We start from the raw sequence: 22,708 nt of genomic DNA, 5'->3' as shown, positions 1-22,708 counted from the left end.
TTACGATGAAAAAATTATTATCTATTACACTAGCCCTCGTCTGTTTACTCGTGCCTCGTTTCGTTCACGCAGAATCGAGCAAAACCTATGAAGTTCCCGTGGTTTTAAAACACGCTTCCGCCGAAAAGGAATCCATGGCCAACAAAGCACTTTCCCCCGTTGCGGAAGTAAAGGAAGAAGGGGGCAAGATGCACTATAAAGTGTTTGTAAAGCCTCTCTCTTTCATGGGTCAACAAGGTAATTTAACCAATCTCTTCGTCACCGCCGGCGGCAGAGAAGAAGCTGTAAAGGTTGCAGGTAAAGGCGAGTTTACCCAAAGCTTCAGCTTTGTCAGAAGCGGAAAAGAAAATGTAGTCGACGTCGCCCTATGGGTCGATGTTATGGATCAAATGCAAGGTGGCCAACCCGGCGCCGGCGAACAAAAGGCGCGCTTGGCTTTCGATTGGAACAGCGCCAAACTTGTAAGCGCACCGGAAGCGAAAAAGATGCCGAAAGCGCCCGCCGCTCCCAAGGCGAATGGGAACAAAGACGTTACGATTATGGTCAACGGCAAAGTCGTTCCCTCCGACAGCCCCGTCTTTATCGAACAAGGACGCACCATGGTTCCGCTTCGTTTTATTTCCGAAGCTTTAGGCCTTAAAGTGAACTGGGACGGCAAAACCCGCACGGCCATCGTCGGCGAAGGAAAAAATGTCATGAAGCTCCCCATCGGCAAAAAAGTAATTCTTAAACATGACGGCTCTTCTAAGGCAATCGACGTGCCTGCCATGATTCGCAATGAACGCACCATGGTTCCCATTCGTGCCATCGGCGAAATTTCCGGCGCAAAAGTCAATTGGGACGGAGCCAATCGCCAAGTGATTATAAATAAATAAGAAGCGGCCGGTTTTCCGGCCTTTTCCTTTAGTAAGAAAGCAGGTACTTTTTGATTAATAAACGATTAATACGGGAGGTTCCTCAGTCGAAGATCTACATTCAAAAGGCGGTAGGTCTTCAGCTGCTGGATCTTTTGATGAGCATCGGCTCGACGGCGCTGTTAATTGCCCTTCTTAGGCAGTTTCTGTCGTTTGAAGGGGAACATGTACTACCTCTATGTGCAGCCATTCTTTTGATCCTCATTCTCCGATTTTTCTTTTATAGAAAACGCCACGCCATCGCCTACGAGGCTTCCGTAGACGTTAAACGTCTGTTGCGGAAACGAATTTTTACAAAGCTTATGGGATTCGGAACGGCGTATCGGGAAAAAATTAAGACGGCGGAAGCTGTGCAGATTATGACGGAAGGGGTGGATCAATTGGAGATTTATTTCTCCGCTTATCTTCCTCAATTTTTCTACAGCATGATGGCGCCTTTGATTTTGTTTGGGGTGATCGCCTATTTCTCTTTAAAGGTGGCGATTATTCTTTTAATCGGCGTGCCCCTCATTCCCCTGGCCATCGCCTTGGTGCAAAAGTTTGCGAAGCGTATTTTCGCAAAGTATTGGGGAAGCTACACGGAAGTAGGGGATCAGTTTTTAGAAAATCTCCAAGGTTTAACCACTCTTAAAATTTATAAAGCCGACGGCCATCGCCACGATTTAATGAACCGCTCGGCGGAAGCTTTCCGCATCGCTACGATGCGCGTGTTAACCATGCAGTTGAATTCCATTATTATAATGGATTTAGTGGCATACGGCGGCGCGGCCATTGCCCTTGCCGCGTGCATCGGCTGTGTTCGCGAAGGAAGCTTGAGCCTATACGGCGCCCTCTTTATTCTGTTTTTATCCGCCGATTACTTTCTGCCCATGCGCCAATTGGGATCTTTCTTCCACGTGGCCATGAACGGCATGGCGGCGGCAGACAAGATGTTTGATCTACTGGATCTTCCCGACGACGCAGACGGCACAGAGGATGTGGAAGGAAAAGAAGTAGGCCTTTTTGCCAAGAGCTTAAGCTTTTCCTACGACGGCGAAAAAAATGCCCTACAGGATCTTTCCTTTGAACATAAGGGCAAGGGTCTTATCGGCATCGCCGGGCCTTCCGGCTCGGGGAAATCCACCTTGGCGGCGATTTTATCGAAGCAGGTAAAACATTATGAAGGCAGATTGAAATTTTTCGATACGGAACTTTCCCATATTCGGGAAGCCGGCTTATTGGATCGCGTCACCTATTTAGGCGCGGGAAGTTATTTAATGAGCGGCACGGTAAAAGAGCTTTTGGATTTTGCAAAGCCGGGAGCTACGGAAGAGCGTATGTGGGCGGTGTTGGAGCAGGTGAATTTAAAAGACTTCTTTAAAACCGCCGACGGCCTTCATACAGTTATCGAAAGCGGCGGCACGAATTTAAGCGGCGGCCAACGACAACGTTTAAGTCTCGCCATGGCTCTTTTAAAAGACAGCGACGTATATATTTTCGACGAAGTAACATCGAATATCGACGTGGAAAGCGAAGAACACATCGTGTCGGAACTTTATAAATTGGCAGGCGAAAAACTCGTGTTGTTCATTAGCCATCGCCTGGCCAATATTAAGAACGCCCATGTTATTTATGTATTGGATCGCGGCGAATTGAAAGAAAAAGGAACTCACGATCAATTGGTAGCGATGAATGGAATTTACGAATCACTTTGGGCGCAACAAGTCGCCTTGGAAGCTTATCGAGGGGAGGGAGATCATGCGTAAACATTCCCAGACCATGCTTCAGCTCATCGGAATGGTGAAGCCTTTAATGGGCGTCATGTTGCTCGCCATTTTCCTCGGTGTGCTGGGCTTTTTATCGGCGACGGCCATTTCCACTATTACGGCATGGGGACTGGTGAGTCTTGCCAAAGGGGAAGTCGTCGGCAATTATGTAATCACAGCCCTCATCGTGGCAGGTTTAGTGAGGGGGCCTCTCCGCTACGGCGAGCAAATGTGCAATCACTACATCGCCTTTAAAATTTTGGCGATTATGCGCAGCCGCGTCTTTACCGTACTCAGAACATTGGCTCCTGCCAAACTCGAGGGTAAAGATAAAGGCAATTTAATTGCCCTCATCACATCGGATATCGAATTATTGGAAGTCTTTTACGCCCACACCATTTCTCCCATGGCCATTGCCACGATCTATTCGGTTGTGGCGGTGATTTTCCTCTATACTTTATCGCCATTTATGGCACTTTACGCCCTTATGGCCTACGTGATCATGGGGATTGTCGTGCCCGTATATCTTTCCGGCAGAAACCGCGACCTCGGTTTACAGGGAAGAAATAAAAACGGCATACTGAGCGGAAAAGTATTAGATGGCCTTCGCGGGCTTCGGGAAATCCTACAGTACCGGGGAGAGGAACGCTATCTTCGCCAATTAAATGGGGCGACAGACGATGCGATTCGCGTCGGGCGGAAATTAAGCAAGGAAACGGGATTTGGCGGCGCCTTTACCACGGCCGTCTTATCCGTTCTCCATGTAGGCCTTTTCGTCCTCGGCGGTTTTCTCTATACGAAAGGACTCGCCGCAGGAAGCGACGTCATCGTGGCCATCGTCTTTATTATGTCCTCCTACGGGCCCACGCTCGCCCTTTCCGCACTTGGAAATACGTTGCAAGTCACCTTTGCATCGGGCAATCGGGTGCTGGATTTGTTGGAAGAGACGCCTCAGGTGGAAGAAAAAACAGACGGCATCGATACGTCCTTCGACGGTGCCAATTTACACGACGTTTCCTTCTCGTACGGCGACGAATTGATTTTAAAGAATATGAGCCTCGCCGTGGAAAAGGGAAAAATTTTAGGCCTGCAAGGAAAATCGGGATCGGGTAAATCCACGATCTTGCGTTTGCTCATGCGTTTCTGGGATGTGGACAGCGGAGAGGTTTCCATTTCGAAAGAAAACATTCATAACATTAACACTTCGAACTTGAGAGATATGGAATCGTTCATGACCCAGGAAAGCCATCTCTTTAACGACACCATTGCCAACAATTTGCGCATTGCGAAAGCAGACGCCGATGACGGGGAACTGGAGGCGGCTTGTCGCGACGCATCCATACATGATTTTATTATGTCTCTGCCTCAGGGCTACGATACCCCTGTAGGGGAAATGGGCTCCAAACTTTCAAGCGGCGAACGTCAACGCTTAGGTTTGGCACGTGCCTTTTTACACGACGCGCCATTCCTTCTCCTCGACGAGCCCACGTCCAATTTAGACAGTTTAAACGAAGCCATCATTTTAAAATCATTGCAGGAAAAGAAAAAAGACGTCACGGTATTAATGGTCAGCCACCGCGCTTCGTCTCTAAAAATTGCCGACGAAGTGATCGAGATGGAATCTTACCGAGCGTCGTAAAAATTAAAATCGCAAACAAAAAAACTCCGCGTCGGCGGAGTTTTGCGTTTTGCGTAAAAAGTGGGCAACAAAAAAGTGCGGTCATCCGCACTCCTTTTTTATTTATGCAACTTTTTCAAAGTCGTCTTTGCTTGCGCCGCAGAGGGGGCATTCCCAATCAGCGGGAAGATCTGCAAATGCAGTACCTGCATCGATACCGTTGTCCGGATCGCCTTCAGCAGGGTCATAAATATATCCGCAAAGTGTGCATTCGTATTTGTCCATGTTAGGAACTCCTTTCAAAAGTTATATTGTCAGCGTAACTTTATTATACCCTGCAGAAGAAAAATATAACACCGAAAGAAAGAATATTTTCCAAGTATATAAAATTTTACTCGGGCGTTACAAACCTTTGATTTTGGGTAAAAAATACTCAGAGAGGTGAGGGTTATGGAAGGAAGGCGTTGGATCGAGGGATCTGTCCCCAGTGATATGCTCATGCTGCGAGAATTTATTGCCGGCGCCATGCGCCAGGCGGCGTCTTATGTGTCAGATCGGGATCGTTTATTTGATATTCGCCTGATCATCGACGAATTACTTTTAAACGGCGCCGATCACGGCAATGCATGGGATCGAAAAAAAGAAGTGTATCTTCGCATGGAATTTATTCCCAACGGGGTGAAAATTGTCGTGCGCGATGAAGGCAGGGGCATCGATTACGCTCCCGAAGGCTATGTTTGCACCACGGATTGCTGCAGCGGTCGGGGACTTTTTATAGTGGAATCCATTTGCCAATCGGTGGCCTATGAGGGCAACTCCATCGAATGTTATATGGAACTTTCTTAATTACTGAAAATAAATGTATCTATTCAAGGGAAATAGCGTTATAATAGTTTAGTTAAAGGATTGGGTGTACCGATCCTATTTTTATGGAGGCATTTGCCGGAAAGGAAGTTTATGGAACGACAAGATATTCGAAACATAGCCATTATCGCCCACGTCGATCACGGTAAGACGACATTGGTCGATGTTTTATTAAGGCAATCGGGGGTGTTTCGTGACAATCAAATAGTCGCCGAGCGCGTCATGGACTCGGGGGATATTGAAAAGGAACGGGGCATTACGATCTTATCGAAAAACACGTCCATCGTCTATGACGGCGTGAAAATTAACGTCATCGACACGCCGGGCCACGCCGACTTCGGGGGGGAAGTAGAGCGTGTTTTAAAAATGGTTTCCGGTGTCGTCCTTTTAGTAGACGCCTTTGAAGGACCTATGCCTCAAACGAAATTTGTGCTTAAAAAAGCCATCGAACTGGGCCTAAAGGTTATTGTGTGCATCAATAAAGTGGATCGTCCGGGCGCCCGTCCGGAAGAAGTGGTCGGCGAAGTATTGGATCTTTTCATCGAGCTCGGCGCCGACGAAGATATTTTAGATTCACCCTTTATTTTCGCATCGGCAAAAGAAGGCTGGGCTTCGGAAGACAGCGACCAACGTGGCGACAACATGAAGCCGCTTTTCAACGCCATTATCGAACACATCGATCCTCCGGCGGGAGATAAGGACAAGCCCGCTCAGCTTTTAATCTCCACCATCGATTACAGCGATTACGTGGGCCGTATCGGCATCGGCAAAATCGAAAACGGAAGCATTCACAAAAACGATCAAATGCTCCTTATAAACGCCGCCGATCCCGACAAGAGAAAATCGGTTAAGATCAGCAAAATCTACGAATTTGAGGGCTTAAACCGCGTGGAAAAAGACGGATCCACCGCAGGCAATATCGTCGCCGTCACGGGTATCGACGATATTAATATTGGCGACACGATTTGCGATCCGGACTTGGACGAAGCGTTGGAGTTTGTAAAAATTTCCGAGCCTACCTTGTCCATGACCTTCGCCGTCAACAATTCGCCTTTTGCAGGGCGAGAAGGGGAGTATGTAACCTCTCGTCAACTGCGCAACCGCCTTTACCGCGAACTTGAAACCGACGTCAGCTTAAAAGTGGAAGATACGGATTCCACCGACGCCTTTAAGGTAAGCGGCCGCGGCGAGCTTCACCTTTCCGTACTCATCGAAAATTTACGTCGGGAAGGTTTCGAATTCCAGGTATCCAAGCCGGAAGTTCTCTTTAAAGAAGTGGACGGCAAGCGACAAGAGCCGATGGAGAAAGTCACCATCGACGTGAACCAGGAATTTGTCGGCGCCATTATCGAAAAGCTCGGTCGTCGAAAGGGCGAACTTTTAACCATGCAAGAGCCCAGCGGCGGCTATTCCCGTTTGGTGTTCCGCATTCCCGCAAGGGGTTTAATCGGTTATCGACAAGAATTTATTACCGACACCAAGGGAAACGGCATTATGAACTCGGAATTTGAAGGCTATGCGCCCTATAAAGGCGACATTCCCCGCCGCAAAACCGGCTCGATTATTTCCTTCGACACGGGTACGGCATCGGCTTACGGTTTACACAATGCCCAAGACCGCGGGGATCTTTTCGTCGAACCCGGCGAAGAAGTTTACAGCGGTATGGTCGTCGGATCGTCTCCCAAGGGTCTTGATTTGGAAGTAAGCGTCACCAAGACGAAGAAGCAAACCAATGTCCGCGCATCGGGAAGCGACGATGCACTTCGCCTTTCTCCCATTAAGGATTTAAGTTTGGAAGAGGCCATTGAATTTATCGAAGACGACGAGCTTATCGAAATTACGCCCCAATCCTTTAGAATCAGAAAGACGATTTTAGACGCCAACAAACGCTATAAGGCAAACAAAAACAAATAGGAGGCAGTTATGTCCACGGAACGTGCGCTGGCTTATTTACGGGAAAAAGGTTATGACGATCGCGTGATCACATCGGACGAATCCACGGGCACTGTAGCCGAAGCGGCATCGGCTCTCGGCGTGACGGAAGGGGAAATCGCCAAATCCCTTACCTTTCGCGGAAAAGAAGGTGAGGCAATATTGATCGTTGTGGAGGGGGATAAGCGCATCGACAACAGTAAATTTAAAGCCACTTTCCACACCAAGGCGAAAATGCTGAAGCCCGATGAAGTGGTGGAAGAAATCGGCCACGCCATCGGCGGCGTCACGCCCTTCGGCGCAAAGGAAGATGTGGTCATTTATTTAGACGAAAGTTTAAACGCCTACGATGTGGTCTATCCCGCCTGCGGCTCGTCGAACACGGCGGCGAAATTGACGGTGGAAGAACTTCAAGGCCTTTTCGGAAAAGAAAACATGGTGGATGTTACGAAATAAGACGATCGTTATCTCAGTCTTTGACGTATAGTAGATTTTCTCTGCTATACTCAAAGCAAAGGGGGAAAGCGACATGGAAATGAGCCAAGGAATTCAAAATTTCATCGACGAGAAAAAAGAAAAGAAGCGCAGAAAAAAACGCCGGAAACGCCGTCGTCGCATCGTGTTTTTCTTTATTCTCCTGGGAATTCTCGCCTACACGGGCACGCTGGAAAATCTGTACCGATCGGCGCAAAACGGCGGTGGCGAACGGGCCTTTTACACGGCAAAAGAAATGGGCGGCCACGTTATGGAACGAATGCCCGAATTTCGTCTATGGCTTGCGGACAAACTAAATTACATCGCACAGTTTTTGTAAAGAGCTTCGGCGTGTGCCGGAGCTTTTATTTTGCCTAGAGGGGATCGAGCCTTCATTGCTTTTAAGGGAAAGCTGTGGGAAAATGAGAAGAGGAGGCCCTATGTTTGGATTTAAGAAAAAACCGAAGACGCTATATGAGAAAATAATCGCCGATCCCACAACAGACATCGGCGAAGACGGAAGTTTTGAACTGTCCGTGTTGCGCAGGGAAGAAAAAGTAGAGCCTGTAAACACCGATCCCTTGGACGTGGGGATAATGGAATATTTCGGACGGGAAGCCTTCAGCATCGAACACATCGAAAGCTTTTTTGAAAAACACAAGGCCCTGGAAGCCATTCCTCATTTTGAAAATTGGCTTTACGCCTTCGATCAAATGGACAGACCCTTTTTAGGATTGAGTATTTTGCTCATGCGGGATTCTCAGGTTATCGAGGCTGTAAAATTCGGCATCTATCTGACGCAATTTACCGATCTCTCCCATAAAACCCAGGCGAGGGTGATCGTAGAAAACTTAGGAAGACATTCGGCATTTAGTTACTACGCCTTGACGGCGCTTTTAAGAAGCGATCGCGGAAGCCACGCTTTTTACGAATTAGGTTCCGGCCTCGAGGGGCGGGGACACGATATGTACGATATAATGGCGCGCGCGCTTTTAGAGAAAGGACGACAATGAAACTAGGTAAAGTACAGGAATTAAAATTAGTGGAAAAAGGGGAATACCTTTGGGCCACCGACGGCGTGGAGGAAGTACCCATTCACGGAAAAAAACGAGCTCCCGGCGGCGAGATGCGCCCGGTATTTCTCTACAGAGAAAACAACGGCCAAATCGTCGGCATGTTGGAAGAGCCTTTTATACAAGTAGGGGAAGTGGCGAAATTAAAAGTTGTGGACAAATCGAAAATCGGCTACTTCGTCGACATTAATGCGCCCAAAGATATTTTACTTCCCTTCTCGGAAGCCACAGAGCGCATTAAAGAAGGAGAAAGCTATCTCTTTACCATGTATGTGGATAAATCCGAGCGTCTGGCGGTGACCATGGAAATTAAAGACGTACTTTCCACCGACAGCCCTTACAAAAAAGATGATCGCGTCACGGGCACGGTATACCACGTTGGAAGAGGGGGCGCCCTCGTCGCCATCGACGACAAATATGACGGCATGATCCCGAAACAGGAAATGAAGGGAATTTACCGCGCCGGAGACGAAGTGGAAGGGCGCGTCTTTAATGTTTTAGACGACGGCAAGCTCACCCTCTCCCTCCGCGCCTATGCCCACGTGCAAATGCTCCAAGATTCCGATGTATTGTACGATCTTATGGGAGAATACGGCGGCGTACTTCCCGTAGGAGATAAATCCGATCCGGAAGAGATTATGAAGCTCACGGGTCTTACGAAAAAAGCCTTTAAGCGTGCCGTGGGCAAACTTTACAAAGAGGGCAAAGCCATTCCCGGAAAGACCGAAACGAGACGGAAGTAATGGAAGTCTTCGATCGTATTCATCTTGACGTCATGGATTACGACGTCAAGGGAAGAGGGCTCGGAAAAGTTGACGGTGCCGTGGTGTTTTTAGACGGCGGTGAAATCGGCGACAAAGTGGAGGTAGAAATCCTTAAAAAGAAAAAGAATTTCTACGAGGGAAAAATTATCGGCTACGACAAAAAGTCATCTCGCCGGGTGAAGAACCCTTGCCCTTACGACCGCTGCAACGGCTGCGCCTTTCTTTCCCTCGAGCGACAATCGGAGCTTGCATGGAAACGGGAGCGAGTTGCGAGCGCCGTGGCTCGCATCGGCGGCATAGACACAAAGGTGGAAGAGGTAATCACCGGCGGCGATGTTTTCGGCTATCGCAACCATATGCAATTTCACGTAAAAGGCGGCAAACTTTGTCTCTATGGAAAAGAGGGAGAGCTTATCCCCATTCGCCGCTGCCTCATGCAATGGGAAAGGGGCAACGAGATCCTCACAGCCCTTCAAGGGGAAAAGTGGCTCGCCGATATTCAAACCGTAGGCATTCGCACAACCCGTGGCGGCGAGGTGATGGTGATCCTCGTCGGCAAAAAAGATATGAGCGATCGCCTACTTCACGATGCCGTCGCCTTCGCCGTGGAGGAAAAGGTGGATTCCCTATACTATTCGAAGAACAAAAATCCACGCTTTCATTACGGCAAAACCTTCGAGCATCTGTATGGCAAAGAAACCATTGAGGAAACCCTTGGGCAGTTTCGCTACGGCGTCGGCGCAGGCAATTTCTTTCAGATCAATCCCTACGGCGCCGAAGCCATTACCCGCGAAGTGACGAAGAACTTAATCGGCGCGGAAACCGTGGTGGAACTTTACTCCGGTATCGGCACCATTACATTGGCGGCGAGCCGCATGGCGGGGCAAGTGATCGGAAACGAAATCTCGGAAATCTCCGTGGATTACGCGCGGCAAACCGCCGAAAATAACGGCGTCACCAATGTGCGCTATATTGCAGGCCCCGCAGAAAAAATGCTCCCGAAAATCGCCGAGGAAGAAACCATCGACGGCCTCATCGTCGATCCGCCCCGGGCGGGGCTCGATCCAGTCGTCGTGGATACCCTTTTAGAATCCAAGCCTAAGCAAATACTATACGTCAGCTGTAACCCCTCTACATTGGCGCGGGATCTGGGGCGGCTGGTGGCAGCATACGATATAGAAAAAATACAACCCATCGACATGTTTCCCCATACCGCATCGGTGGAGACGGTGGTGAATTTAAAAATAAAATAATCGCAAGTGATCTATTGAAGAAATCAAAGAGACCCCCAAAAAATTGGACGAAGGAATCCGACGCTTGGGGGTCTTTTAATGGCAAAAATGGATGCTTCTTAAAGTAAAAGCGGAGGGAAATTTGTGTATCAAAACTATTGTAAATGAAATACAAAGTAGAAGAATTAATAGAGAAAAAGTTGGGCTGTTAAAATTAAGAATTCAGATCGAAAAGCATAGCGATATTATTGTGATTAATAACGAGAGTATAAAGGAGAGGACCATAGGCAGGCGCAAAAGAAAAATTTAATGTTGCTATTGACAAAAATGGTGAGTGAAAGCTAATATATAGGCATACAGAACGAGTGTCGGTCGATTGGCGGTGAGGTTTTGACAAAAAGAAATATAAAGGATCCGGAAGAAAGAAAACAGGAGCTTATAAATATAGCATCCAGGCTTTTTGAAAAGTATGGATATGAGAAAGTTTCTGTTCGAGATATTCTCGCAGAAGTTAACGGTGCACCTGGAATGTTTTATTATTACTTCAAATCAAAAGAAGATATTTTTTTGGCGTGTATGGAAACATATTTTGAAGAGAAACTAAAAAATAAGTTGGATATACTTCAAAACAATGAAATAGATTACGAAGAAAGAATAAAAACTTTAAGGGAACTTATAGTAAAAGATATCGGTCAGTTTACGACAAGATATAACTTTTCAAAGGAGAGTTCAATTACAGATAACTCTTACAGGCTATGGGAATTGATTCATTACATTGGAAAATTTATAGACGTCTATTCAGAATTTATAATTGAAGGGATCGAAGGCAAAAAAATAGAAAATAATATGGGAATAAATAGAGAAAATGTGAGGAGTTTTGCAGCTTTTATTTTATACGGAGCTGTCGGAACAATATATAATGACTATATTATTAAGGGAGAAAACAAAACAAATTCAAGTGAAGCCTTTGGAATAATAAGCGAACTATTTCAAAGACCTCAGTAGAGAAAAATAAAATATAAGTATTTTACAAGGAAAACATCAACGGTGTTTTCCTTGTATTAGTTTTAAGGCAAATGAACGAACTCGTTCGGTAAGGAGGTATGTTTTAGATGAAAAAGAAGAAATCAATCAAAGATATTATTTCCTACAGCGAAATAAAAAAAGGACAACTTGTAGGAGGAATATTATTTGTTAGTCTTGGGATGCTATTAAGTATTTGTCCAATTTTGGTGATATACAAAGTCATAAAATCTCTATTTTTATATGGGAAATTAGAACAAAGTACAATTCAGTTCTGCACCTATGGACTTGCAGCAGTGGTATTGTCATATTGCTTAACTTACATTGGCGGTATTTTATGCCATAAGTTTTCATATGTTTTAATAGCTAACTTAAAAAAGAAGATATTATGTCATATTGGGAATCTTCCTTTAGGATTTTTTACCGGAGACAACAAGTCAAAAATAAGGCAAGTATTAGGATCGGACATGAATCAAATTGAGGGTTATTTTTCTCATCAATTACCAAATTTAATTTCAACATTAGCACTAATTTTAGTAATGATAGTTGTTATGTTGAAGATAAATTTAATATTAGGTCTTACGACTTTGTTAATTATATTTGTCGGTTTAGGAATTCAGATTGCAATCATGGCAAAGATTATAAAGTCGGGTGGACTTGAGAAGAACTTTGCGATTTTGGATCAAATTAATTCAGCAACTACTGAATACGTTAAAGGTATGCCGGAAGTAAAAATATTTGGAACAGGAGTAAAATCATTTAAAATTTTCTCAAAGTCAGTAGGAGAATATAGAGATTTTACAAGTTCGATGACATCAATGATAAGACCGGGATTTGTTTCATTTAGAATGTTTATTTTATCTGTTGCTACATTCATAGTTCCAGTAGGAATACTTTTAATGTCACGAAATAATAACTTGGATTTCGCTACAGTCTTTATTTTCTATTTGATTCTTGCACCTGCTATTAGTGTACCTGCATTAAAACTTAGAGATTTTGCAGAAGGAATGAATTTACTAAATGAAGTTGTTTTGAGAATCTACGAAATTATAGATCAAAAAGAATTGTCAATTAAAAATAGCGAGGAAGAGATAAAAGGTCATGATCTTGAATTCGAGAATGTAAGCTTTTCTTATGGAAATGAAGAGGTTTTAAAGAATATAAGCTTCTGTGCTAAACAAGGAGAAGTTACAGCATTGGTTGGCTATTCGGGAGCAGGCAAATCTACCATTGGAACGCTAATACCCAGATTTTACGATCCTTCAGAAGGCTCTATTAAAATTGGTGGGGTTAATATAAAAAATATTCCGATAAACGTCTTAATGGACAAGATAGCATTTGTTTTTCAAGACAGCGATCTTATCACAGATACAGTATTCAATAATGTTGCTATGGCAAAGACAGGTTCTACAAAAGATGATGTTATAAAAGCCTGCAAAAAAGCGAGATGTCATGATTTTATTGAAAAACTCCCTAATGGATACAATACTGTTTTGGGTAAAGGAACTTATTTATCCGGGGGAGAGAAACAACGTATTGCAGTGGCAAGAGCGATTTTAAAGGATGCACCAATATTAGTATTAGACGAAGCAACAAGTTTTGCTGATTCTGAAAATGAATATCTTATGCAATAAGCTTTATCTGAATTGGTTAAAGATAAGACAGTTATCATGATTGCGCATAGGCTAAATACCATAGAGCATGCAAATCAAATCTTAGTAATATCTGATGGAAAAATTGCAGAAAAAGGTAAGCATAAAGATTTAATCGTCGCAGATGGAATATATAAGCGACTTTTTGATATTTATAAGAAGACAAATATTTGGCAAATGGATATAGAAGGGAGTGAGAATGAATGATAAGAAATATTACTTTAGGAAAGATGAATAATATAAGAAAATCCATTATCTTAAATGTTTTGGCATCTATTTCCAACCTTATACCATTTATTGCTTTGGCGAAAATTGTAGAAACACTATTTTTGAATAGAGGAGCAGATAGTATAGATACGAGCCTTTTATGGAAGTATTTTGGGATAATGGCAATATTTTTCTTTGTGACATTCTTATTGGAAAATTTAGCCACAAAATATACCTATGGACTTGGATACAAGGCAAGTGCAGATGGAAGAATAGAGCTTGCAGACCACATAAGAAAACTGCCAATAGGTTATATTTCAGGGAAAAGTTCAGCAGAGATCCTAGATACATTAATGAATGATTTTTTCAAAGTTGAAACGGCAGTAACTCATCAATTACCTCAATTTTTCAGTGGTATATGTGTAGCGGTTCTTTGCTCAATATTATTTTTGATAATTAATATAAAAATGGGAATAGCAACACTTATTGGATTGCCAATTTCTGTTCTACTTCTTACACTCATGCAAAACTTTCAGAAAAAAATTTATTTGAAAACAAAGAGAATGAGGATAAAAGAGGAAGAAGATATTAACGAATATTTGGATGCTATTAAGACTCTAAAAGCTTACAACAGCATAGATGATACATTAACAAAACTTGAAGAAGATATAGATAATTCAAAAGACGCAAATATTAAGAGTGAGAAAGGAGTTGGTTCATTAACTACTATAGCAAGTATGATTTTAAGAATAGGACTTCCTTTGATGAGTTTAGTTGGTTCCTATTTATTTATAAATGGATCTTTGGAAATTGATACATTTTTAATGTTCTTATTTGTAGGCACAAGGATTTTTGATCCCTTGGAGCTTGCACTTGTAAATTATACAGGACTACAAATGGCATCAGTTTCAGGAGAGAGAATCATTAATTTACTTAACGCTAAACCTATGTCAGGAAATTCCGATGTAAACGAAAGCAACAAAATTGAAATTCACGATGTTTCATTTTCATACAAGGAATCTAAGGTTATCGATAATGTTTCATTAGATATTAATGAAAATGAATTAACTGCTTTTGTTGGTTACTCTGGCTCTGGGAAATCTACACTCATTAAATTAATTTCCAGATTTTATGATCCTAATGAAGGGACAATTAAAATTGGTGGAGTAGATTTGCTAACAGCCGACCCTGATAAATTAATGGAAAAATTTTCTGTTGTGTTTCAAGATGTGTATCTTTTTAAAGACACAATTTATAACAACATAAAGTTTGGAAATGAAGATGCGAGTAAAGATGAAATAATGAATGCTGCAAAAATGGCAGGAGCTTATGACTTTATAGTCAGAAAAGATGATGGATTTGAAACTATGATTGGACAAGGAGGAGCGACCCTGTCCGGAGGTGAGAAGCAAAGAATATCAATAGCGAGAGCAATATTAAAAAATGCCCCAATAATACTGCTTGATGAAGCAACATCTTCGCTTGATCCCGAAAATGAACTTATTATACAAGAAGCAATATCAAATTTAATTAAAAATAAAACAGTTGTGGTTGTAGCCCATAAATTAAGAAACGTAATGGGAGCTGATAAAATTGTTGTTTTAAACAAAGGAAAGGTAGAGGAAGTTGGGAAGCATGAAGAACTTATTAAAAATGAAGGACTATATAAAGACTTATGGAATTATCAAGAAAAGTCTAAAGAATGGAAGATAGTACAGTAATAATCAATTTTAAAGGAGGAAACGTATGAAAACACAAAAGAAATCATCAAAAAACGCAGTTACAGCCGGTGTTTTAATTGCACTTTACTTTGTAACATATTTAGTTATTGGGGCAATATCTATGCCTGTCCCTGTTTTATTTTTACTAATGCCGATGCTTGTAGCACTACTTGCTGCACCAACCTATCATATGCTTCTTGCAAAGACAAAGTCAGCTACTGCTATTGTAATCGCAGCTATCTTACCAAGTATTTTATTAGTTGCAACTGGACATATTACAATTGCGCCATTAGTGGCAGTGCCTGCCGGAATAATTGCCATGTTCATAGCAAAAGGTGGAAATTATACAGACTTTAAGAAAAATACAATGAGTCATATGTTTTTTTCTCTAAACTTATTTGGAGGATTCTTACCAATTTGGGTTATGAGAGAAGCATTTTTTGAAAGTGTAATAAAAGGTGGCTTAGATCAAAGTTTTTGTAACACAGTAAGGGCATGGACACCAATATGGATGTTACCGGTTATGATTATAGGAACATTTATATTCTCTTTAATTGGTTCTTATTTTACAAAGAAAATACTAAATAAAAAGTTGGAATCCGCAGGAGTTTTATAATGGAAAATTCAAAGTTTGTTCTGGGGTCAAAATATGACCTCAGAACAAAACTTATCTTGCTTATAGGCGCGAATATTTTAATTTTTTTAGGATTTGATTGGCTCTATCAAAGCCTTATTACATTATTTTTTCTTGTCATTATTATTAGTGATGGTTATAAAAAATCTGCTATAAGGTATATTTCATTTTTTGTAATAAGTCTAGCATTAGAAAAAGCTTTTGCCTATGTTAACATGAATTTTCTCTTGGATTTAATTTTATTTCTCTTGGCAATTGGAAGGAAATTTTTGCCGTGTATTATCGTAGGTAAATGGATTTTAAATTCTACATCTGTTTCCAGTGCAGTGGCAACTTTACAAAAATTAAAACTTTCAAAAGACTCGCTCATAATGATTTCTGTAATATTTAGATGTTTGCCTACTATTAAAGACGAATGGAGTCATATAAATATGGCGATGAAAACGCGAGGAATTAATTTTAACCTAATAAATTTAATAAGGAAACCAACATTAATTATGGAATATTTTTTTGTACCCTTATTCGTAAGTGTGATAGAAATTGGGGATGAACTCTCTCAATCAGCCATTATAAGGGGACTCGATGCTCCTGTTAACAAAACAAGTAGACACCTAATTAAGTTTAGAAAAAATGATATTGGTGTTCTATTTTTTATGATTTTAATTTTATCAATAATAATATTTATGAAAGTATCAGGGTGGGATTTATGATTGAAATTAGAGAATTAAGTTTTAAGTACAAGGGAGGATCTGATTACTCATTAAAAGATATAAATTTGAAAATCAAAAAAGGGGAATGCATTCTTCTATGTGGTAGGAGCGGTTGTGGAAAATCCACTCTATTAAAGCTTATGAATGGCATAATACCTGAGTTTTATGATGGGGACATTTCCGGCAGTGTCATGGTCAATGGTATGAATACATTTACTACACCAATTTATAAATTATCTAGGGATGTAGGTTCAGTTTTTCAAAATCCCAAAACACAATTCTATACAACCAATACAACCGATGAAATTGCTTTTGGTTTAGAAAATTACGGCATAGAAAGGGAAGTAATTAACAAAAGAATTGAAGAAGTCGAAAAAGAGCTTCATCTTGAAAACTTGATGAATAAAAATATATTCAATCTTTCCGGAGGAGAAAAGCAGAAGATTGCTATAGCAAGTATTTACGCATTAAACCCTGAGATATTTATTCTCGATGAACCGTCTTCAAGCTTAGATATAAAGTCAATGAAAGAACTATCACTCATAATGAAAAAGCTTAAATCTTTAGGGAAAACTATTATTATTGCAGAACATAGGCTGTGGTATTTAAAAGACATTGTCGATAGAGCAATATACTTAGAGGATGGACAAATCATCAGAGAATATAGTATGGATGAAATTGAAAATCTAAGCGAAGATGAACGAATGAGAACAGGACTTAGGCATTCTGATTATAAGGCTATTGAAGGATTTGATGATTTTGAAACTTTAAATAAAGGGACTTTATTAGAGTTAAAAAATCTGATATTCAAAAGAAATACCAGAACAATTTTGTCCATTGAGGATCTTAAATTTGGCTATGGAAATATTATAGGGATAGTTGGAGAAAATGGAATTGGAAAGTCTACTTTAGCAAAAATCATATGCGGATTATACAAAGCAAATAAAGGGAAAATTTTAAAAGAAAATGAGAATTTCAATATAAGAAGCAGATTAAATGAAAGTTTGCTTATCATGCAGGAGGTGAACTGTCAGTTATTCACGGACACTGTTAAAGATGAAATAGTATTAACCTCAACCATTAAAGATGATTATGTTTTAGATACTTGGCTAAAAGATATGGAGTTGAAAGATATTAGCGAGAGGAATCCTCACACCTTGTCAGGAGGACAAAAACAGAGAGTCATTATCTTATCAGCTTTACTATCCGACAAGAAAATTCTATTTTTTGATGAACCAACTAGCGGATTGGACTATAGAAATATGAAAATAGTAGCTAAAAACATAAAGAAAGTAAAGGAAGAAGATAAGTTGATTTTAATAATATCCCATGATGTTGAATTTTTAGAGTCAGTTTGTGATAGGATTGTAGAACTTGTTGAGAGCCGAGATACTTAAATGGGAAAGTTAACCTTTAGATTTATTCAATTTAGAAAGCTATGGATGAAATGACTTGCTCTATGCTACCCACCCAGGTGACCGTGAACTTAAAATTAAGATAATCGAAAAAGATCTCTTGAAGAGATCAAAGAGCCCCCAAACGTTGGACGAAGGAATCCGACGCTTGGGGGTCTTTTTGTGAAAAGAATGCATCCATTTTCCCTGGCGAATCAATGACAAATAGTCCTTAAGAAATCCTTAAATTTATGCCGTAATCTTCAATTAAGAAAGAGGAGGTTATTATGGATCAATTTATTTTGGAAACAAAAAAGTTATCGAAGGTATTTGCCAGCCAAAAAGCTGTAGATGGTATATCCCTAAGAATTAAGGAAAATTCAGTTTATGGACTACTTGGGCCAAATGGAGCCGGCAAGTCTACTACATTAAAAATGATCACCGGCATGTTGCATAAATCATCGGGAGATATTTTATTTGAAGGGCACCCATGGAGTCGGAACGATTTAGCAGATATAGGAGCCCTCATTGAAACACCGCCTTTATATGAAAATTTAAGCGCCAGGGAGAATTTAAAAGTAAGAACGTTATTGTTAGGATTGCCTGATTCAAGGATTGATGAAGTTTTGGAAATTGTAGGTTTGAACGATACCGGAAAGAAGAAAAGCGGCCAGTTCTCTTTAGGCATGAAACAAAGACTGGGAATCGCCATTGCATTATTAAATAATCCGAAGCTTTTGATTTTAGATGAGCCGACGAATGGACTGGATCCATTGGGAATTCAAGAATTACGTAGCTTAATAAGAAGTTTCCCCGAAAAAGGAATAACTGTGATTTTATCCAGTCATATTCTGGCGGAAGTAGAACAAACTGCGGATCATATAGGGATTATTCATAATGGGCAATTGAAATACAAAAATATTATGGATCGCCATGAGAACTTAGAGAAACTTTTTATGGATGTTGTGAAAACCAGAACGGGGGCATAGCATATGACGAATTATATTCTTGCAGAAAATTTAAAACACAAGCACAGTTTCTTGAAAAAGTTATTGCTCATTATGCCACTATTTACAATCTTATCATCACTCTTTCTCATGCCAAGTTATTTCACCACGAATTCCTATAACTGGTGGTATGTCATTATCATGCCGGCAACATTCGCCTTAATACCGGCCATGATGGATAGAAAAGAAAGTAGAAAATTAAATTACAGAGCTGTTTTTCCGCTCAATATTGATCTTCAAAAGGTGTGGGTTTCAAAAATAGTAACAGCTTTGCTTTATATGAGTATAGCTGCAATGGTTCATATGCTGGGAGTATTTATTTTTCAATCTTTTGTGGGTGAACAACTAACACCGAACTATGCATTTCTGACATTGTTATGTGCAAGTGTATTATTAATTATAACTAATATATGGCAAATCCCATTTTGCTTTTTCTTGGCAAAAAAGTTCGGCTTTGTCGTAAGTATTGCAATCAATGCCGTGTTGGGTTTAGGGTTAGGAATTATGTTATCCGATAGAGGTGCGTGGATTTATTGCCCGTATTCCTGGGGAATTCGATCAATGGTTCCTGTTTTGCATATTTTACCGAGTGGTGTTTTAATAAAATCATCAAACCCGATGCTATCGAACACATCCATCTTTCTTCCTTGTATTTTATCTATATGTCTATTTACTTTACTGACATTGATAAGTGCAAAATGGTTTTCGAAGCAAGAGGTAAAATGATGTTGAATATTATCAAATTCGAACTTTATAAAATGAAGCACACCTGGCTTCCTTGGATTCACATCCTTTTACCCATTGCATATTCAGTGTTTTTTTACGTAGCGTCAAATACGACCGGTTTAAAAAATTTTGAAGAAACGGAGATAGTACAGACCTATTTCGTGATGTTAGGAGCAATGCTTCCAATAGTCTGTAGTTTTATTACATCCAAAGTTGTCGATATGGAAGCAAGTGCGGGAAATTTTCAGGTGCTTTTATCAACGACAAAATCTCGAACGAAGGCTTACCTTGGAAAACTGATTGTAATGGAGTTGGGATTTATTGTTTCGTTAACGTGGGCCGTTATCATTTTTGCTGCTTTATCCGGATATCAACACGCCCTTGATTGGATCATTGAGTTATTTTTAATTTTTATTAGCAGCATAGCTTTGTATATAATTCATACGTGGATTGGGTTCGCATCTAGTAGCGGCGCATCGATTGGATTGGGTTTTATAGAAACAATGATATCTTTACTTTTGATGACAATTCTTGGTGATAATATTTGGTACTTTATTCCTTGTACATGGCCAACCAGGCTTCCGGCTACGTTTATTATGATGCGAAACGTTTTGGATAGTTCCTATTTTTACAGAGAGATAAGACTGTGGAGTTTTGTAGCGACTCTTATGATCCTCATCTTACTTATTTCTTCGATCATTTGGTTTAATAAGTGGGATGGAAAGACTGCCGGTGATTAATAAGGGGGTAATATTATTTTAAATGAGGAGGTGACGGAATGTCTTTAATTCTTGCAGTTGATGATGAGCTGGACATGCTCGATCTAATAAAAAACATTTTGAAAAAGAACCACCATCAAGTTCATATATTCCAAAACCCTTTAGACATCGATAATAGCAAACTTAGTCAATATGATTTGATTCTGCTCGATGTGATGATGCCGGGTATGGACGGAATTCGTTTTTGTAAAGAGATTCGAGGTAAAGTAGACTGTCCTATTCTCTTTTTAACCGCAAAAACGATGGAAGACGATATCGTCGAAGGGCTATTAATTGGTGGAGATGATTACATTACCAAACCATTCGGTGCAGCAGAACTAGTAGCTCGTGTCGAGGCGCATTTAAGACGAGAAAAGCGAGAACGGCACACGAGTTTAAACCTTGGTGACATTCGATTTGATTTATCTTCCAATGAAGTGTTTGTAGCGGACAAAAAAGTTCATTTGACAAAATCGGAGTATCAAATTTCAGAATTACTGGCAAAAAGAAAAGGACAAGTATTTTCAAGGGAGCAATTATACGAGCTTGTCTTTGGATTTGATGGGATAGGCGATGCATCTGCCATATCGGAACATATAAAAAACATTAGGGCGAAGTTCCAAAAGTATGGGAAAAATCCAATTGAAACAGTATGGGGGATCGGATATAAATGGAATTAAAATCAAAAGGCCAATCTCTTAATAAGGTACTTTTCAAATATTTATTGAGTATTACATTGGGGCTCGTCATTTCCGTTGGATTAATCCTGGGTTTTATGAATGTTTCTTACCAATTTAAGTGGATCGTGCCTGCAAATTATACTGAAACTTCAATTCTTGAAAGAAGGATGGACATTGCCACATCAAAAAAATTCCAAAAGTCATTGCTTCCGGACAATACATCTTATTTGTTTTTATCAAAAGATGAAAAAGTGATAGAAACAAATATGAATAAGAATATTCAAGATAAGGCAATTAACTATCACAAAGGCTCCGGTTACTCTAATGCGAACTTATCCTTTATAGAAATACAAAGGTCAGATGGCTATGTCATCGTTGCTTATAATCTAAAACCTTACTACTCAAATTCTTGGATGCAACAAACGCTTCCGACAATCACTATTTTGTTCGTGTCTTTACTCATAACATTTTGTTTTACGAGTATCATTGCCATTACTTTATTTTGGGCAAGGCGAATTTCGAAAGAATTAAATCCTTTGCTACAGGTTTCAGAAGAAATCGGGAGACAAAATTTAGATTTTCAAGTTAAAAAATCAAATATTCAAGAATTTAATGCCATATCAGAAAGTTTAGAAAAAATGAAAGTAGGATTAAGTCAATCATTAAGAACAAATTGGAGAGAGGCAGAAAAAAAGAGGAATCAGATTTCAGCATTAAGTCACGATATAAAAACACCGGTTTCAATCATAAAGGGAAACTCAGAATTATTAGGAGAAACAGATCTAACAGAAGAGCAGGAAATGTATCTTAACTATATTAGAAAAAATACAAACCGCATTAGCCAATATATCGAGACCTTAATGCTTTTGAATAAATCGAACCAAGTAAATGAATTAAATTTTCTTGAAGTAGAAGTAGAGCAATTTGTAGAGAATATCAAAAAATTAACGAAAGAATTCACATCATCTTACCAGCTTCATCTTTTAGTAGATAGTAACTATGAGAATAATTTTTTGATTGTGGATACGAAAGAATTTGAGCGAGCTTTTCTGAATATTCTCAGTAATGCAGGGGAACACAGTCCTATAAACTCGACCATAAAATTAAGCATATGCTCTAAAGAGGACAATCTGGAAATATCCATATTGGATCAAGGATACGGATTTACTAATGAGGATTTAGTATATGCAAAAGATCAATTCTATCAAGGAGACAAAAGTAGACATTCAAGACAAAACTATGGCATCGGATTATTTGTCGCCGAGCAAATTATTAAGAACCACGGTGGAAGTCTTATCTTAGAAAATAGAACTGACGAAATCGGCGCGAAAGTTAGCATATTATTACCTGTAACGAATAAACCATATAGGTGATTCGCCACCAAAACGAACAATGGATGTGTTTCATGATGCACTTTCACTCCGCTTAGATACCGGTAATTTACAACTAAAACAAATGAAATCCCAAGCGTGAAGAGATAACGTTTGGGATTTTTTTTATTTTTTTAAAAAAGGGGATAAAAATTTAGTTCCGGGGTATATAATGAATGATAACAAATATCAAATATTTCAAATAAAAAG

23 protein-coding genes are annotated in these 22,708 nt (G+C 40.4%); 22 read left to right on the top strand and 1 reads right to left on the bottom strand.

Translation table 11 applies throughout. The features are described 5' to 3' along the window. Positions 1-5 precede the first annotated feature (5 nt). The 3 genes from HMPREF1863_RS04285 to HMPREF1863_RS04275 are packed head-to-tail and all read left to right on the top strand — an operon-like array spanning position 6 to position 4,298. Positions 6-875: a stalk domain-containing protein gene (locus HMPREF1863_RS04285; protein WP_068367699.1), complete on the top strand. Its 870-nt coding sequence runs from the start codon at positions 6-8 to the stop codon at positions 873-875. 50 nt (positions 876-925) lie between these two features. After that, on the top strand, positions 926-2,659 hold the full coding sequence (locus HMPREF1863_RS04280; RefSeq protein WP_068367697.1) for an ABC transporter ATP-binding protein/permease: 1,734 nt from the start codon (positions 926-928) through the stop codon (positions 2,657-2,659). Then, positions 2,652-4,298, top strand: coding sequence for an amino acid ABC transporter ATP-binding/permease protein (locus HMPREF1863_RS04275; protein WP_198142712.1), 1,647 nt, complete (start codon positions 2,652-2,654; stop codon positions 4,296-4,298). Before HMPREF1863_RS04280 ends, HMPREF1863_RS04275 begins: the two co-directional genes overlap by 8 nt. 102 nt (positions 4,299-4,400) lie before the next feature. On the opposite strand, the gene rd is transcribed toward HMPREF1863_RS04275, so the two are convergent. After that, positions 4,401-4,562, bottom strand: a complete 162-nt coding sequence (gene rd / locus HMPREF1863_RS04270; RefSeq protein WP_068367695.1) for a rubredoxin — start codon at positions 4,560-4,562, stop codon at positions 4,401-4,403. A 165-nt stretch (positions 4,563-4,727) separates the two neighbouring features. Between rd and HMPREF1863_RS04265 the strand changes: the two genes are divergently transcribed. The 19 genes from HMPREF1863_RS04265 to HMPREF1863_RS04175 all read left to right on the top strand — a co-directional run bounded on the left by HMPREF1863_RS04265 (position 4,728) and on the right by HMPREF1863_RS04175 (position 22,501). Continuing rightward, positions 4,728-5,123, top strand: coding sequence for an ATP-binding protein (locus HMPREF1863_RS04265; RefSeq protein WP_068367693.1), 396 nt, complete (start codon positions 4,728-4,730; stop codon positions 5,121-5,123). Between the two features lie 111 nt (positions 5,124-5,234). Further along, complete coding sequence (typA, locus tag HMPREF1863_RS04260; protein WP_068367691.1) at positions 5,235-7,055, top strand: translational GTPase TypA; 1,821 nt, start codon at positions 5,235-5,237, stop codon at positions 7,053-7,055. Positions 7,056-7,064: 9 nt separating this feature from the next. Then, complete coding sequence (locus HMPREF1863_RS04255) at positions 7,065-7,529, top strand: YbaK/EbsC family protein (protein WP_068367690.1); 465 nt, start codon at positions 7,065-7,067, stop codon at positions 7,527-7,529. A 73-nt stretch (positions 7,530-7,602) separates the two neighbouring features. Beyond that, positions 7,603-7,887, top strand: a complete 285-nt coding sequence (locus HMPREF1863_RS04250; RefSeq protein WP_068367688.1) for a hypothetical protein — start codon at positions 7,603-7,605, stop codon at positions 7,885-7,887. Positions 7,888-7,987: 100 nt separating this feature from the next. Next, positions 7,988-8,560, top strand: coding sequence for a hypothetical protein (locus HMPREF1863_RS04245; RefSeq protein ID WP_068367686.1), 573 nt, complete (start codon positions 7,988-7,990; stop codon positions 8,558-8,560). Then, positions 8,557-9,363: a CvfB family protein gene (locus HMPREF1863_RS04240; protein WP_068367684.1), complete on the top strand. Its 807-nt coding sequence runs from the start codon at positions 8,557-8,559 to the stop codon at positions 9,361-9,363. The genes HMPREF1863_RS04245 and HMPREF1863_RS04240 overlap by 4 nt, the downstream gene beginning before the upstream one ends. Continuing rightward, positions 9,363-10,637 carry a 23S rRNA (uracil(1939)-C(5))-methyltransferase RlmD gene (gene rlmD, locus HMPREF1863_RS04235; protein WP_068367682.1) on the top strand — a complete coding sequence of 425 codons (1,275 nt, stop codon included), beginning with the start codon at positions 9,363-9,365 and terminating at the stop codon, positions 10,635-10,637. The genes HMPREF1863_RS04240 and rlmD overlap by 1 nt, the downstream gene beginning before the upstream one ends. 369 nt (positions 10,638-11,006) lie before the next feature. Next, positions 11,007-11,621, top strand: coding sequence for a TetR/AcrR family transcriptional regulator (locus HMPREF1863_RS04225; protein WP_068367679.1), 615 nt, complete (start codon positions 11,007-11,009; stop codon positions 11,619-11,621). A 107-nt stretch (positions 11,622-11,728) separates the two neighbouring features. Continuing rightward, positions 11,729-13,273 carry an ABC transporter ATP-binding protein gene (locus HMPREF1863_RS04220; protein ID WP_232300110.1) on the top strand — a complete coding sequence of 515 codons (1,545 nt, stop codon included), beginning with the start codon at positions 11,729-11,731 and terminating at the stop codon, positions 13,271-13,273. A 12-nt stretch (positions 13,274-13,285) separates the two neighbouring features. Beyond that, complete coding sequence (locus tag HMPREF1863_RS09320) at positions 13,286-13,498, top strand: hypothetical protein (RefSeq protein WP_232300109.1); 213 nt, start codon at positions 13,286-13,288, stop codon at positions 13,496-13,498. Next, entirely contained in the window at positions 13,495-15,219 is a 1,725-nt protein-coding gene (locus tag HMPREF1863_RS04215) for an ABC transporter ATP-binding protein (RefSeq protein WP_068367677.1), read from the top strand. Before HMPREF1863_RS09320 ends, HMPREF1863_RS04215 begins: the two co-directional genes overlap by 4 nt. A 25-nt stretch (positions 15,220-15,244) precedes the next feature. After that, complete coding sequence (locus tag HMPREF1863_RS04210; protein ID WP_068367675.1) at positions 15,245-15,835, top strand: MptD family putative ECF transporter S component; 591 nt, start codon at positions 15,245-15,247, stop codon at positions 15,833-15,835. Beyond that, on the top strand, positions 15,835-16,563 hold the full coding sequence (locus HMPREF1863_RS04205) for an energy-coupling factor transporter transmembrane component T family protein (protein ID WP_068367673.1): 729 nt from the start codon (positions 15,835-15,837) through the stop codon (positions 16,561-16,563). The genes HMPREF1863_RS04210 and HMPREF1863_RS04205 overlap by 1 nt, the downstream gene beginning before the upstream one ends. Next, positions 16,560-17,960, top strand: a complete 1,401-nt coding sequence (locus HMPREF1863_RS04200; protein ID WP_068367671.1) for an ABC transporter ATP-binding protein — start codon at positions 16,560-16,562, stop codon at positions 17,958-17,960. Before HMPREF1863_RS04205 ends, HMPREF1863_RS04200 begins: the two co-directional genes overlap by 4 nt. Positions 17,961-18,244: 284 nt before the next feature. After that, the gene (locus tag HMPREF1863_RS04195; protein ID WP_068367669.1) at positions 18,245-18,946 is read left to right on the top strand and encodes a lantibiotic protection ABC transporter ATP-binding protein; all 702 of its coding nucleotides are present in this window, start codon (positions 18,245-18,247) and stop codon (positions 18,944-18,946) included. Between the two features lie 3 nt (positions 18,947-18,949). Next, complete coding sequence (locus tag HMPREF1863_RS04190; protein WP_068367667.1) at positions 18,950-19,690, top strand: lantibiotic immunity ABC transporter MutE/EpiE family permease subunit; 741 nt, start codon at positions 18,950-18,952, stop codon at positions 19,688-19,690. Next, positions 19,687-20,430, top strand: a complete 744-nt coding sequence (locus tag HMPREF1863_RS04185; protein ID WP_232300108.1) for a lantibiotic immunity ABC transporter MutG family permease subunit — start codon at positions 19,687-19,689, stop codon at positions 20,428-20,430. The genes HMPREF1863_RS04190 and HMPREF1863_RS04185 overlap by 4 nt, the downstream gene beginning before the upstream one ends. Positions 20,431-20,468: 38 nt before the next feature. After that, positions 20,469-21,128 carry a response regulator transcription factor gene (locus tag HMPREF1863_RS04180; RefSeq protein ID WP_068367665.1) on the top strand — a complete coding sequence of 220 codons (660 nt, stop codon included), beginning with the start codon at positions 20,469-20,471 and terminating at the stop codon, positions 21,126-21,128. Beyond that, positions 21,119-22,501, top strand: a complete 1,383-nt coding sequence (locus tag HMPREF1863_RS04175; protein ID WP_068367664.1) for a sensor histidine kinase — start codon at positions 21,119-21,121, stop codon at positions 22,499-22,501. Before HMPREF1863_RS04180 ends, HMPREF1863_RS04175 begins: the two co-directional genes overlap by 10 nt. Positions 22,502-22,708: the final 207 nt, after the last annotated feature.

The organism is Aedoeadaptatus coxii, assembly GCF_001553115.1.
GTDB lineage: Bacteria > Bacillota > Clostridia > Tissierellales > Peptoniphilaceae > Aedoeadaptatus > Aedoeadaptatus coxii.
This window is presented reverse-complemented; position numbering and strand designations above follow the sequence as displayed.

Excerpts from the sequence above, each read along its gene's own strand:
- HMPREF1863_RS04285 (WP_068367699.1), top strand. The coding sequence starts at position 6 with ATGAAAAAATTATTATCTATTACACTAGCCCTCGTCTGTTTACTCGTG.
- HMPREF1863_RS04275 (WP_198142712.1), top strand. The coding sequence starts at position 2,652 with ATGCGTAAACATTCCCAGACCATGCTTCAGCTCATCGGAATGGTGAAG.
- rd (WP_068367695.1), bottom strand. The coding sequence starts at position 4,562 with ATGGACAAATACGAATGCACACTTTGCGGATATATTTATGACCCTGCT.
- HMPREF1863_RS04265 (WP_068367693.1), top strand. The coding sequence starts at position 4,728 with ATGGAAGGAAGGCGTTGGATCGAGGGATCTGTCCCCAGTGATATGCTC.
- typA (WP_068367691.1), top strand. The coding sequence starts at position 5,235 with ATGGAACGACAAGATATTCGAAACATAGCCATTATCGCCCACGTCGAT.
- HMPREF1863_RS04255 (WP_068367690.1), top strand. The coding sequence starts at position 7,065 with ATGTCCACGGAACGTGCGCTGGCTTATTTACGGGAAAAAGGTTATGAC.
- HMPREF1863_RS04250 (WP_068367688.1), top strand. The coding sequence starts at position 7,603 with ATGGAAATGAGCCAAGGAATTCAAAATTTCATCGACGAGAAAAAAGAA.
- HMPREF1863_RS04245 (WP_068367686.1), top strand. The coding sequence starts at position 7,988 with ATGTTTGGATTTAAGAAAAAACCGAAGACGCTATATGAGAAAATAATC.
- HMPREF1863_RS04240 (WP_068367684.1), top strand. The coding sequence starts at position 8,557 with ATGAAACTAGGTAAAGTACAGGAATTAAAATTAGTGGAAAAAGGGGAA.
- rlmD (WP_068367682.1), top strand. The coding sequence starts at position 9,363 with ATGGAAGTCTTCGATCGTATTCATCTTGACGTCATGGATTACGACGTC.
- HMPREF1863_RS04220 (WP_232300110.1), top strand. The coding sequence starts at position 11,729 with ATGAAAAAGAAGAAATCAATCAAAGATATTATTTCCTACAGCGAAATA.
- HMPREF1863_RS04215 (WP_068367677.1), top strand. The coding sequence starts at position 13,495 with ATGATAAGAAATATTACTTTAGGAAAGATGAATAATATAAGAAAATCC.
- HMPREF1863_RS04210 (WP_068367675.1), top strand. The coding sequence starts at position 15,245 with ATGAAAACACAAAAGAAATCATCAAAAAACGCAGTTACAGCCGGTGTT.
- HMPREF1863_RS04205 (WP_068367673.1), top strand. The coding sequence starts at position 15,835 with ATGGAAAATTCAAAGTTTGTTCTGGGGTCAAAATATGACCTCAGAACA.
- HMPREF1863_RS04200 (WP_068367671.1), top strand. The coding sequence starts at position 16,560 with ATGATTGAAATTAGAGAATTAAGTTTTAAGTACAAGGGAGGATCTGAT.
- HMPREF1863_RS04195 (WP_068367669.1), top strand. The coding sequence starts at position 18,245 with ATGGATCAATTTATTTTGGAAACAAAAAAGTTATCGAAGGTATTTGCC.
- HMPREF1863_RS04190 (WP_068367667.1), top strand. The coding sequence starts at position 18,950 with ATGACGAATTATATTCTTGCAGAAAATTTAAAACACAAGCACAGTTTC.
- HMPREF1863_RS04185 (WP_232300108.1), top strand. The coding sequence starts at position 19,687 with ATGATGTTGAATATTATCAAATTCGAACTTTATAAAATGAAGCACACC.
- HMPREF1863_RS04180 (WP_068367665.1), top strand. The coding sequence starts at position 20,469 with ATGTCTTTAATTCTTGCAGTTGATGATGAGCTGGACATGCTCGATCTA.
- HMPREF1863_RS04175 (WP_068367664.1), top strand. The coding sequence starts at position 21,119 with ATGGAATTAAAATCAAAAGGCCAATCTCTTAATAAGGTACTTTTCAAA.